General features: G+C 44.3%; 15 protein-coding genes and 1 pseudogene. 13 read left to right on the top strand and 3 right to left on the bottom strand.

All coding sequences use genetic code 11. The features are described from left to right. Both BIT28_RS29770 and BIT28_RS02775 read left to right on the top strand, forming a co-directional pair. Nucleotides 1-193, top strand: a 193-nt coding sequence (locus BIT28_RS29770) for a hypothetical protein (RefSeq protein ID WP_217696610.1), incomplete at its 5' end; no start/stop codon positions are given. A 22-nt stretch (nucleotides 194-215) separates the two neighbouring features. Continuing rightward, nucleotides 216-602 (top strand): ASCH domain-containing protein, encoded by a 387-nt coding sequence (locus BIT28_RS02775; protein WP_175577483.1) that lies wholly within the window; start codon nucleotides 216-218, stop codon nucleotides 600-602. 68 nt (nucleotides 603-670) lie between these two features. On the opposite strand, the gene BIT28_RS02770 is transcribed toward BIT28_RS02775, so the two are convergent. Beyond that, complete coding sequence (locus tag BIT28_RS02770; protein WP_075762111.1) at nucleotides 671-1303, bottom strand: SDR family NAD(P)-dependent oxidoreductase; 633 nt, start codon at nucleotides 1301-1303, stop codon at nucleotides 671-673. Between the two features lie 330 nt (nucleotides 1304-1633). Here BIT28_RS02770 and BIT28_RS02760 point away from each other — a divergent pair, with 330 nt between their 5' ends. The 5 genes from BIT28_RS02760 (at nucleotide 1634) to BIT28_RS02740 (ending at nucleotide 4498) form a co-directional block, all read left to right on the top strand. Then, nucleotides 1634-1873 carry a nickel-binding protein gene (locus BIT28_RS02760; RefSeq protein ID WP_075762109.1) on the top strand — a complete coding sequence of 80 codons (240 nt, stop codon included), beginning with the start codon at nucleotides 1634-1636 and terminating at the stop codon, nucleotides 1871-1873. Nucleotides 1874-2117: 244 nt separating this feature from the next. After that, nucleotides 2118-2633 (top strand): P-loop NTPase family protein, encoded by a 516-nt coding sequence (locus BIT28_RS02755; RefSeq protein WP_075762108.1) that lies wholly within the window; start codon nucleotides 2118-2120, stop codon nucleotides 2631-2633. 88 nt (nucleotides 2634-2721) lie between these two features. Next, nucleotides 2722-3189 carry a GNAT family N-acetyltransferase gene (locus BIT28_RS02750; protein ID WP_075762107.1) on the top strand — a complete coding sequence of 156 codons (468 nt, stop codon included), beginning with the start codon at nucleotides 2722-2724 and terminating at the stop codon, nucleotides 3187-3189. A 109-nt stretch (nucleotides 3190-3298) separates the two neighbouring features. Next, complete coding sequence (locus tag BIT28_RS02745) at nucleotides 3299-3796, top strand: DUF1993 family protein (protein ID WP_075762106.1); 498 nt, start codon at nucleotides 3299-3301, stop codon at nucleotides 3794-3796. A gap of 102 nt (nucleotides 3797-3898) precedes the next feature. Then, a complete protein-coding gene (locus BIT28_RS02740) occupies nucleotides 3899-4498 on the top strand; it encodes a class I SAM-dependent methyltransferase (RefSeq protein WP_075762105.1) in 600 nt (199 codons plus the stop codon). 140 nt (nucleotides 4499-4638) lie between these two features. Here the strand turns inward: BIT28_RS02740 and BIT28_RS02735 are convergent, their stop codons facing one another. After that, nucleotides 4639-5601 carry a LysR substrate-binding domain-containing protein gene (locus tag BIT28_RS02735; protein WP_075762104.1) on the bottom strand — a complete coding sequence of 321 codons (963 nt, stop codon included), beginning with the start codon at nucleotides 5599-5601 and terminating at the stop codon, nucleotides 4639-4641. A gap of 170 nt (nucleotides 5602-5771) precedes the next feature. Here BIT28_RS02735 and BIT28_RS02730 point away from each other — a divergent pair, with 170 nt between their 5' ends. The 4 genes and pseudogenes from BIT28_RS02730 to BIT28_RS02715 all read left to right on the top strand — a co-directional run. Next, nucleotides 5772-6209, top strand: coding sequence for a DMT family transporter (locus BIT28_RS02730; RefSeq protein WP_075762103.1), 438 nt, complete (start codon nucleotides 5772-5774; stop codon nucleotides 6207-6209). Between the two features lie 39 nt (nucleotides 6210-6248). After that, the gene (locus BIT28_RS02725) at nucleotides 6249-7151 is read left to right on the top strand and encodes an NAD-dependent epimerase/dehydratase family protein (protein ID WP_075762102.1); all 903 of its coding nucleotides are present in this window, start codon (nucleotides 6249-6251) and stop codon (nucleotides 7149-7151) included. 93 nt (nucleotides 7152-7244) lie between these two features. Continuing rightward, the gene (locus BIT28_RS02720; RefSeq protein WP_075762101.1) at nucleotides 7245-7730 is read left to right on the top strand and encodes a VOC family protein; all 486 of its coding nucleotides are present in this window, start codon (nucleotides 7245-7247) and stop codon (nucleotides 7728-7730) included. Nucleotides 7731-7819: 89 nt separating this feature from the next. After that, a pseudogene (locus BIT28_RS02715) lies at nucleotides 7820-8086 on the top strand (GTP-binding protein); the annotation flags it as partial. A gap of 228 nt (nucleotides 8087-8314) precedes the next feature. Here BIT28_RS02715 and BIT28_RS02710 read toward each other — a convergent pair. Next, complete coding sequence (locus BIT28_RS02710; protein WP_075762100.1) at nucleotides 8315-9355, bottom strand: histidine ammonia-lyase; 1041 nt, start codon at nucleotides 9353-9355, stop codon at nucleotides 8315-8317. A 470-nt stretch (nucleotides 9356-9825) separates the two neighbouring features. On the opposite strand from BIT28_RS02710, the gene BIT28_RS02705 reads away from it, so the two are divergent. Beyond that, nucleotides 9826-10524: a response regulator transcription factor gene (locus BIT28_RS02705; RefSeq protein WP_075762099.1), complete on the top strand. Its 699-nt coding sequence runs from the start codon at nucleotides 9826-9828 to the stop codon at nucleotides 10522-10524. Then, on the top strand, nucleotides 10517-11848 hold the full coding sequence (locus tag BIT28_RS02700) for an ATP-binding protein (protein ID WP_075762098.1): 1332 nt from the start codon (nucleotides 10517-10519) through the stop codon (nucleotides 11846-11848). The genes BIT28_RS02705 and BIT28_RS02700 overlap by 8 nt, the downstream gene beginning before the upstream one ends. The last annotated feature ends 54 nt before the right edge of the window (nucleotides 11849-11902 follow it).

Below are 11902 nucleotides of genomic sequence, written 5' to 3'. Positions count from 1 at the left end.
GGAATCGGTGATCGGTTTAAACCGGAATGAGCGATCGGATAATCCCGGAATCAGGGGTCGCAATACTCCGGAATATGCAATCAGCCCTAATATACTCATTGAACAAATGCCAGAGCACTTAAAATCAGAACAAGATGTTGTGCTTAATGAAGCTATTCAGAAATTGAATGGCATGTTGAACACACCGAGCTGACGTCATGTTTCAAGGAGGAATATTGAAAGCGATATCTGTGGTGTCCCCCTGGGGAGATATGATTGCAAGTGGTGAAAAAACACTGGAAATACGTTCGTGGAAACCAGACGTTATCCCGATGATGGACGTTGCGTTAGTCCAAAACAAGGCTCCTTTGCATCAAGATGGTCAGGAAGATCCCAATGGGTATGTGGTTGCAATCATAGATATTGTTGGTTGCAAACCATGGATAATAGAAGACAGCAGGCAAGGCGGTTGTGATGAATCAGAGTTTATTTCAGGGTATCTTGCCTGGGAAATCAGCAATGTCAGGAAACTCAGCAAACAGGTTAATGTTACTGCCAAACGTAAGTTCTATACCTTGACTAATTCAGAAGCAAAAGCGATAGCAAAATGGTCAGAAACATAACCAAATTGAGATGTGCTTTACTGGTTCGGAGGGACTTCGCTTAGAAGCCCCTCAATCTAGCCGTTACTTTAATACGTTAAGCTAGGGTCAACACACTGGTAGGTTTGTCCAATGCTGTTAATACGTTCTAGCAGCTGACGGGTTAAGTCAGCAACATCAATGCGGTTGATTAACCCGTGAACCTCGGTGCCCTGAGATAGCTGCGCTTGCCCCGTCGCCGCGCCATCTTTCAAACCGCCAGGTCGCAGGATAGTAAAATCAAGCTTGCTGCTCTTTAACCAGGCTTCGGCCAGAGATTTTTCTCTTACGGCAGCCCCGAACGCCGCTTTGGCACCATCCGACAGGTATTGCCATGATTCGCCGCAGCCTAATGATGTCACAAGCAGAAAGCGCGAAATGCCACGGCTTTCGAGTGCGTCAATCAGGTATCGGTGGCCGATATAATCGACCGGTACATCGGCCCGGAAACTGCCCATAGTTGAGACAACCCAACTGCCCGTCGGTAAGCTCTCGACAGCTGCCTGTACCTCGTGCTGAACGGTTGCATCACAGGATATTGTCTGAATGCCCAGCTCAGCCAGGCGCGCGTTTTTGTCGGGATTTCTGGCGATGCCAATAACCTTAAAGCCGTGGTTGTGGAAATACTCGGCCATTGTTGCGCCCAGGCCGCTAGCCACTCCCCAAATTGCGATAGTTTTCATATTTACCTCATGGTGATAATGAGAATAGTTTGCATGTTTGGGTGAGATATTGCCAGAATAGAGTTTAGAAATCTCATCACAACGACTTCAAATATCCACGGATGTTCGGCATCTCGTTTTACGATAGCTTTGTAAACGATGTTTTTTGAAATAGGTTGCGCATTAGATAATGTCTTGAAAAATAACATGTTCGCTTATATCTCATATCCTTTCTATAGTTGTTCTAACGGGAGTACAGACGTTATAGGAAACAAGAGTAGAACGCCTTTCATCTTCCGCCGCTAGGCGCTCGTAAGATCTGTATTATTCAGGCGGGAGGAGGTGAAAATAATGCCTAAGTTCATAGATACTCATCCAATGGAACCATTCACCGCAGATGAGCTGAAGAAGTTACAAAATGCGGCCCCAGATGAATTCGGGGTAACTCATCATGACATCTTGTTTAGCGAGAAAGACAACAAGATATATTGTGTTTTAGATGCCCCGAATGCAGAAGCGATCCATAAGCATCATGAGAAGGCAGGAATTAAATGCGATTGGGTCTGCGAAGTTCAGTCAACACGCGAATGAAGCGGACTTAGATATAGGGAGGTGAAAGCCTCCCTAGTTTTCAAAAAAATTACTGATTGACAATCAGATTTCCATATATGACGATGATTGCATGAAAACGAATATCACGCACTACCAAGTACGAATTATCATCATTCCATAGGAATGGTGGGATTGTTGATGCGTTTTATTTGTCGAGCCCACCCAGAAGAGGTGGGTTTTCTGTATCTGCCTCATGGGATTACTCTCATTGGAAGGAGATATCATGAAGAAAATTGCAGTTTTCGGTAAGCCCGGCAGCGGAAAATCCACTATGAGCAAAGCGCTTGCGTCAGTGACTGGGATACAGTTATACCAACTAGATTCAATAGTGTATAAGAAGAATGGTGAACAAGTAGAACGCAAGGCATTCGATGAAGCACACCAAAACATCTTGTCTTCTGACAGCTGGATAATTGATGGGTTCGGCCCCATGGATTCATTTAATAAGCGTTTGGAAGCGGCTGACACCTTGGTTTACATTGATCTGCCATACCTGACTAGCTACTGGTTTGTCACCAAGCGACTTCTAAAAGGGCTCGTCGTAAAACCTGAAGGTTGGCCTGATGGTAGCTCAGTGTTGAAAGGTACTTTGGAAAGCTACAAAGTATTAAGGCTATGCCCTAAATTCTGGAACGACGACTTCATGCGTAGGCTAAGAGAAAAGTCGAACAGCAAAACGGTATACATAGTTCAGACAGTTTCAGAATTAAACGACTTTGTTCATAAGCATGTAGAATAGGCGCTAAGCACTTCAGGTGTCCCATGACACTCGTCGGCTTTGCGTAGCGCACATTATCGCAGGTGTTTACCGAGTTGAGGAATCATCAATGGTAATAATTCGAAACTATAAAGAAAGTGACGCGAGAGCATTATGGGATATATTTTTCCACACTGTACTACATATCAATTCCCGTGATTATTCCCAGGAGCAGGTAGAAGCGTGGGCACCAGAATCATTTGACTTTGATGTTTGGAAAAAACGGATGAAAAGTCTTGACCCTTTTGTTGCAGAAATCAATGGAAATGTAGTCGGTTATACGGATCTACAAAGCAACGGACTCATTGACCATTTCTTCTGCCATCATAAATGCCAAGGGCAAGGTGTTGGAAGAGCATTAATGGAGCATGTGTTTGCCTCTGGCAAGCAAGTAGGCATCACGCGATTCTATTCAGAAGTCAGTATAACTGCGAGACCATTTTACGAGCGTTTTGGCTTTTCTGTTGTTCAAGAACAACTCGTTGAAGTAAGAGGTCAAAAGCTCTGTAACTTTGTTATGGAAAAAATAGCTAACTAAGCAATCAAGGCAACCCGCCACACTCATAGGCGCTGGATGTATAGTTCGGAGTGTTTTGGTGGTTTAGAGGGGCACACCATATTGCTTGTGTTAGGGCTCAGGAGTAAAAGTGGATATAAGTATCAAATCGTTATTTCAGCATTATTTAAAGCAGCTCGAGATAATTGTCACAAAAATCCCACAGGACGATTTTTCGGCGTCTTTAACCGATGACATGTTTTCGTTAGCGATGAATGCAAAGATAGCGACAAACTTTGCATTACGGGGTTATTGTCCTTTATTGGGACTTGACGTTGTTTCATTTGATAGTGAAGGCGTTGATAAGACAGCTGTTCTGGAACAAATATCGAAAACACTCAACTACCTTGATGAGTCAAGAGAAGTCAACAATCTGAATAGCCAGATAACCGTTACTGACAAAGCGGGGTTTGCTGAAATAAACTTGTCTCAACCAGCGTTCATCCATCAGTATATACTTCCTAATTTTTACTTTCATATCAGTATGGTATATGCGATAGCAAAATCTAAAGGCGTAGTGCTAAGTAAGGCCGATTTTGATGGGCTTCATTCTTATCCGTCAGGTTTCAGCTTCGTACAACAACCCTAGCGTCCGGTTGTACTTATCGGCTATGTAATAAAGTGCGGTGTACCTGGTTCGCTCACTGTCGCGCAAATGATGTTTGGTATTAGGCCTCAAGGAGATTTTCGAGTGAAACCAACAGAGATAGGAAAAGCATATAACCAAATTACTCATCTTTGGGAAAGTAATGACTTTGATATCAACAATGGTATTGAACAGCACAAGAGAGCGATTACTTTTGCCAAGGGGCGTGGGAATGCGTTAGATATCGGTTGTGGTTGCACGGGGCGGTTTATCGAGTTGCTGTTAGACGAGGGCTTTAGCCCCTCTGGTATAGATGTATCAGCAGACATGTTGGACATTGCTCGTAAGCGGCACCCGAACATTAATTTTGTTCAGGCAGATATTTGCGAGTATTCACTGGATGAAAAGTACGATTTTATCACGGCATGGGACAGTATCTGGCACATACCTTTGGCTGAGCAACGCAATGTGCTTACCAAAATCGTCGCAAGCCTGAATGTGGGTGGGGTGTTTATCTTTTCTTTTGGTGGTACTGCTAACGAAGGCTATCACACCGATAGCTTTATGGGGCCCGAGGTGTACTACTCATCGCTGGGTACGAATAGTTTCTTGCAGCTATTTATTGAGCTTGGCTGTGTTATCAGGCACTTAGAGTTTGATCAACACCCAGAGCTTCATGCTTACCTTATTGTAGAAAAAGCCTGACAAGGAAAAAATGGACATTCGGCAGTATACAAAGCAACACCGAGACAGCTGTATTGAGGCATAGGAACCCTTTTAACCGATTATAGGTTGTCTCAATTGCGCTCTAATCCGGTTATCGATGTGATTAAAGATGGCTTTGGTCAAGGTGATACTTTTGGCTCTGCCGCCAGTTTCTGGCAACGGGATATCAAGAGTTTCTTTAACCAGAGGTGGGCTAGATCATTCTCCCTGTTTTCATGCCAGAAAAGCGTATAGGAGAGTGGGGGAAGCGGATAGGGCAGAGGGATCACCGTCAAATCCAACTGGGTGGCAATATGGCTGGCATATAGACTGGGCGCGGTCAGGATCAAATCGGTGTGGCTGCACAATTCCGCCGCGCTATTAAAATCGGGCACGAACAGGGCAACATCCCGCTCCAGCTGGCTTTCTGCTAGTTTGACATCTAACAACCAGCGTTCATTTTTATAGTATTTAGTCACTATATGCCGCTGGGCAATGTAGGCCTCTAAATCCCATTTTTCTGACAGCACCGGGTGACGCGAGTTGACGATGCAGCACAGTTTGTCCTGATACAGCTCGGCAGAGAGTATTCCTTTGGGCGGGGTGAGTGTACGCTCTGCATCTTCCGGGTTTAGATCCTTGCCTGTAATGGCAAAATCCAGCTCGCCTCTTTGAAGTTGCCCGAACGTATCAGAGCCCCAGTTACAGGTATCAATAGTGAGATGGGGAGCGGTTGAGAATACTTCACCAATAAAATGGGGAAACAGCAGGGTATAGATACTTTCGACTACCGCCATCTGAAAGCTTCGTGTACTTTGCGATGGCTCAAACGTCGTGGGTGCTGTCATCTTTTCGATGTCAAACAATAGTTTTGCCAGCATAGGTTTCAGCTCTTTGGCCCGGGGTGTTGGCTCCATACCGTAACCGGCACGTTGCAGTAACGGATCGTCAAATAGCTCTCTGAGCCTGGCCAAGCTTTTGCTGATCGCCGACTGGCTCAGATTCAGATGCTCGGACGCCTTGCTGACATTGTTATGCTCCAGCAGAACATGCAGGCAAACCAGCAGATTTAGATCGAGTCTCGCTAATTTCTCAAAAGACATCTCATTAATTCCTTATCTATTCTTGCTGGGAATACATATGGTGAATTTAAACCATTTTTGTTCATACATCTATTTTTCTACACTTCTAATGACGACAAACATCGTCCACGTATCACGAATAAAATTACCTCAGTACACGCTGAGCACAGAGCTACCCAGAAGGAGGAATTATGTTTGAACTGGCATTAACGATTGGTATCGGTTTGCTCGGCGGGATCGCCGTTGGCACCCAGGCCCCGATCGCAGGCGCCATGTCACAACGTGTCGGTGGCGCGGCAAGCAGCTTTATCGTCCATCTGGGCGGATTAATCGCCTCGCTGATCCTCCTGCTCTCCCGACGGGGAGAAGATATCGCCCAATGGCGTGAACTGCCATGGTATATGTTGGGCTGCGGAGCCTTTGGCCTGGTATTGTATCTGTCTATTAGCCACACCATCCCGAAACTTGGTGCCGTTTCTGCCATCACCTTAATCATTGTCGGCCAGCTTCTTGCGGGTGTCGTTATTGATTATCTGGGTGCTTTCGGCACGATTGCTCGAGGGCTAGAGATGTATCGGATGCTTGGTATCGCACTTTTATTTGCCGGTGCCTATCTCGTCATTCGATAATTGCCGCCATTCCTGTCTATCAACACGCCCTAGTCAATTATGAAAATTTTAGTTACCGGCTCTGCCGGTCGGATTGGACGTCATATCTATATCCACCTAATGCGTCATCACCAGGTAGTGGGACTGGATATGGTCCCCTGCTCAACGGCCGACTTTGTTGGCGATTTTCGGGATCGCGACTTTGTTCGCTCGGCACTGCAAGGGGTTAATGTCATTGTGCATGCGGCATCTTTGCATGCGCCCCATGTCGGCTTACGCTCTGATCAAGAGTTTGCCGAGATCAACATAGAGGTGACAGAGCAATTAGTCACAATGGGGATCGAGCTTGGCATCAGCCACTTTATTTATACTAGTACGACCGCACTATACGGTTATGCGTCGACGCCAAATGGCCGAACCGGTTGGATCACCGAAACAGTGACACCGCAGCCAAGAACCGTCTACCATCGTACCAAAATCCAGGCTGAGAACCTGCTACAGCGTATCTCAAGGGAGACCTCACTGCCTGTTACCGTGTTACAGATGTCGCGGTGCTTTCCCGAACCCGCCGATATGATGGCCGTCTATCGCCTGACCCGTGGTATCGATGCCAGAGATGTCGCCTCGGCCCATGGATGTGCCATTAATACACGTCCTGAGGGTTTTAACCGCTATATCCTGTCGGCAAAAACACCGTTCCGCCGCCAGGACTGTTCATCGTTATATCAGCAGGCTGATGCCGTGATCAGCCAGTACGAGCCTGAACTCGCCGCGGCGTTTCAGCGTCGGGGATGGACATTGCCCAAAACGCTCGATCGGGTATACGACTCATCGCAGGCACAACAGGTGCTCGGATGGCAGCCTCGCTATGGTTACAACAGCGTGCTGGCACAGCTGGACAATGAAGTTGCCGAGGTGCTTCCAGTCTCCATTGTTGATAATAAAATTAAGTTATTATTTTAATAATTATTGATAATTTTAGGTTATATCAATGGCACTATATAATGACCCCATCAAAACAAGTGACGATTTAATCAACCGAGTTTGGGGTACGTTATGAAAATGAATCATGTGGGTATTATGGTCGGCGATATGGATAAAGCTGTTGAGTTTTATACCAATGCACTTAGCCTTGAAGTCGTTATGGGCAATACCAAAGTTGAAGAAGAGCGTGAAACAGCAATCGGCAGAATGTGTGTGGCCGTTTTTGGCGAAGGTTTTAAAGGGTTTAACATTGCGCACCTTGTCACGACTGACGGTATTGGCGTTGAGTTGTTTGAAATGAAGGAGCGCCAGGAGCGCCATAACGTTGATTTCTCTCGTATCGGCATCTTCCATTTTTGCCTTCAGACTGATGACTTCCAGGGTGCTATCGAGCGTACTGAAAAGTTTGGCGGAAAAGTACGCATGGATATTATGCGCTACCACCCGGAGGATGATAGCAAACCTGCGAAAATGGTGTACTTGGAAGACCCGTTTGGCAATCTTTTCGAGTTGTACTCTCATACGTATGAAGAGACATACTCATCTGACTATGAGTAATAGATAAAAATGTAGAGATGGGCTGGCCAAGTGTCAGCCCTTTTGGGGTTTAATACATTTAGGTGAGCTAGAAATTAGTGACAGTACTAAATGGTCATAATAAGCCTCTCGCTTCAGAAGAATCGATGCCAGAGAGTGGTGTGCTAAGAGCGATGAATGAAGGAGAAGGCTTTCATAGTATCGGCTGGCGCTTCTCACCAGATAAGATTTTCAGCCGTCAGAAGCTTATTTTATTGTTGGTTGAGTTGAACGTAGAGCGTATGAAAGCCGTGTTTATTACTGAAAGTGGCATCTTTGGTTATAACCAGACGCCAGATGGGTTGACCGAAGTGGAGCTGGATGATTGCGATGACTCGTAGAGGCTAAAAAGAAAAGGCTCACACGGTTTTAATCTAGCGTGTGAGCCAAGGGTATTACTGGCTTTAATAATAAGTAATTACACGAAGTTATTTATAGTCTCGTGGGCTGATTACTCTTCCGGACGCCAGCTTAGTGCACTGGCAATAGCCGCTACCGCCAGTAAGTGACATAGTGGTCAAAAGCAGGGCTGTTGTTGTCTTTTTCATTGTGGTGTCCGGATCGAATTAATGATTTTGAACTTGCGTGTTGTTGGTAAAGAACCATTTGTTCAGGTAATCATTCAGCGGAGCAAAGCCTCGGTTGCTCCAGTTGAATGGGTAGTTTGCGGATGCTGTATCACCGCTGGCAACCTTTCCGATGCCTGTAAATTGATCGCCGTTTACATCCTTTAGTTCACCGGGATATTTCTTATTCGCTGGTGCAACTTTGTACTCATAGAGTGACCCCAGTAGCGCACCCGGGTTAAGATTGATGGGTTTGGTGTGGATGGGATCTTTCTTTCCTTTGGAAATGTCTTCACCATCATCATTGGTTGTACTGCCACCTTCAGTACATGGATTTGGTGTCCCATCAATACGGTTGCTATCAAGCTGGCCGTTACCGTAGTTACACTCATCATATTTGAGGTAGCCATCTGCCTGAGAGCCTGTCCCCATTTTGTTGTTAATCAGTACTTTGAAACCGCTATAACTTTGGGTTAGTTCTGCGCCAACTTGAGCTTGGTTATCGCCATCAACATAGTAATCAAAAACCTGAAGTAGCTTTTGATAAGCGGTAGTTGAGGTTGTTTCGTCTTTACCGCCAATATTAGTGTAAATGAGCTCAATTGCGTCTAGCACTTGAGCATTGCTGTACATGTTTTCTGCAAGCTTAAGTACAAACTGGTTATGTGCTTCGTTAGTCTCTGGTTCTTTTTCAATTACGCCGATCACAACCCGTTTTTGAGCAAACTGTTTACGAACATCATCATGGGCCCATTTCAGCAGGTTGTTAACCTGAGTGATGACGCGTTCTTGTTGAGCTGAACTGACATTCGGGCCGATATTCAGTACATAAATTCCGTTTTTGAAGCCACAGTTTGGGACGTCAGAAGCCGAACTGCAGTTAGAAATATTGCTGAAGACATCCACCTTTGTACTGCTGGTTGGTGTAGGGGTCGGTGTTGCCCCTGAGTTACCACCAGAGTCACTGTTACAGCCTGCTGTAAAGATTACAGCTAAGGATACGGCCAGATATGAGAGTTTTCGGGCATTCTTATACATCATTTTCTCTTTTTATTGTTGGATTAGATGAGCTTTTTCATTCTGGCGGGTAGCCATGTTTTGTGGAATTGTAATCAGTTGAATTAATAAGGTCATTAATGCAATAAATGTACTATTGACGTGAATAAAGAAATGTAAGCGAGTTTAAAAGTAATAAAAGCATACTGATCTGGTTGTTTATTCTTTAATTTGTGATTCTAGGTTGATCATGAGCTGTCTTGTTGGTACGTTCTGGTGTAATTGACTGCGGAGTGGCGATTTGTCTGACGATAGATCCTGTATGTAAGCTTTTGTAAGAGTTGGTGGTTAATTTGCCGTTAAAACAGGCCGCCTTGTAATGGTTTTGTTACATATTTCAGGTTATTAGTAGAAAATCATAAGCTTGCTTAAATAATATCAAAATTACCAATTGCAGAGGTGATGGGTTAATATTGACTTGATTTATAGATAGTCGTTTGTCAAAGAAAATAAATATGATTGAGTCGGAAAATAAAATACTCCTTATCGAAGATGATAGTGAGATAGCTCGTCTGACAAAGATGTATCTTGAAACTGAAGGTTATGAAACAAAGGTCATTGACAGTGGAGATGTAGCACTTGATGGTATAAAAGAGTTTGCACCAGATGTTGTTCTGTTGGATTTAATGCTGCCAGGTCTGGATGGTGCTGAAATTTGCCGAAGAGCACGGGAGTTTTATACCGGAATGATTTTAGTACTGACAGCCTCTGCCGATGAAATGAGTGAAGTCACATTATTTAAGCTCGGTGCGGACGATTATGTCACCAAGCCTGTTCGCGGGCATATTTTATTGGCGAGGATTGAAGCTCTGCTGAGACGATCACGTCCCAAGAAATTTAAGCTAGCAGAAGGTGTTGTTGAAAAATTTGGTATATCGTTACACAACTCTAGCCAGAGAGCTTTTTTCAACAATAAACAGTTAGATTTGACCGTGTCTGAATATGAAGTGCTGCAGTTGCTGTTTGAACATAGTGGTGAAGTTGTCTCCCGTGAAGAGTGTTGTAAGCATATTCGCGGCATTGACTATAATGTGAATGACCGTTCCATAGATATGCGGATTTCGGGCTTAAGAAGAAAACTGTCTACTCACAATGTTAATAAGGCGGTGGTCAGAACAATTCGAAATAAAGGTTATATGCTTTCTGATGCTTAATTTTGGCTCGTCAATGTTTCTTCGGTTATATACTGGAATTGTTGTTGCGCTCATTTTAGCGCTATATAGCTTTATCACTATTGGTGATGGTTATATGCGTAGAACTGAAGCCAGTATATTCCTTAATGACGGACGTTTCTTTTTTAAACAGTATCTAGAACAGTATGATAATCCTGATTCTTTGTATAAAGAATTAACAACAAGCAATAAACAGACATTTTATATTTTCGATCTTTCGTTAGAGAAAAGCACCGTAGAAGATTTTTACTGTGCTGGATGTGAATTTTTATACGAAATAGATTCTTCACCGATTTATTTGAAAGACGGACAAGTCTACGTTACTGTTTTTCCGCTCTCTGGTAGTGGTCAGTTGCTTGTGTTCAGCGAGAACCAGGACTTTTTCAGTCCTGAAGTTGAATGGTACAAACATACAGAAAACCTGTTTTTAATGGGCTTGGTACTCTTCGTCTGTTTGTCTCTATCTTTGCCTGTTTATGTTTTATTACGGAAATTACAAAGTCAGATACAGACTCTACAGCATACTCAGGTGGCGTTTGGTCAGGGCAAGTTGCAGGTTAGGGCACAAACGAATATACCCGAGCCTGTAGCCTCTCTGGCAAAGAGCTTCAATGATATGGCGAGTGATATCGAAACTCGCGTACGACAAAGCCAGATTTTTGCCCATGCAATCCCTCATGAAATTCGTACTCCTTTAAACCGTATTCAGTTGGCGTCAGATCTGGCTAGGCTTCACGCAAGGAAAGAAGAGCAACCATTGTTCGATGATATTGATGGTTACATTGATGATGTTAATGGCTTAGCATCTGACATTATCACTCTTTACCGGTTAGCTCCGGAAAATAACCCTCAGGAACTATTGAACAGAGAATCTGTCGATATTGAGGGATTTTGCCATAAACGCCTGGTAGCAATGGCGCCGGGAAAAGGAAAACTCAATTCAGCTTTGACAGACTCAAAGCATGCATTGTTTGATCGAACGTTAGCAAGATTAGTTATTGATAATTTGGTTAAAAATGCCGACAAGTATGCAATTGAACAGGTATGGGTGAACTTGTCTGATGAGGGTGGGTACTGGCAGGTTGATGTTGAAGATGATGGGCCAGGGATCCCTAAAGACAAATATGATGAGATCTTTTATGCATTCTCTCGTTTGGATAAAAGCCGAACTGCAAGTACAGGTGGTTTTGGGCTTGGGCTGGCGATAGCCGGAAGCGCTGCTGGTTTGCTGGGCTGGATGATTGACGTCTCTGACAGTCAGTATGGTGGTGCGCGTTTTACTGTGTCTATACCTAAATCTGTATAGATGGGGCGCAGTTAAATGCCTGCAGTCTGAAGGCTCACACTAATCACGCATGGC

This window comes from Photobacterium proteolyticum, from assembly GCF_001939735.1.
Lineage (GTDB): Bacteria > Pseudomonadota > Gammaproteobacteria > Enterobacterales > Vibrionaceae > Photobacterium > Photobacterium proteolyticum.
The sequence above is the reverse complement of the archived record's forward strand: the minus strand, read 5'-3'. Positions and strand labels throughout refer to the sequence as shown.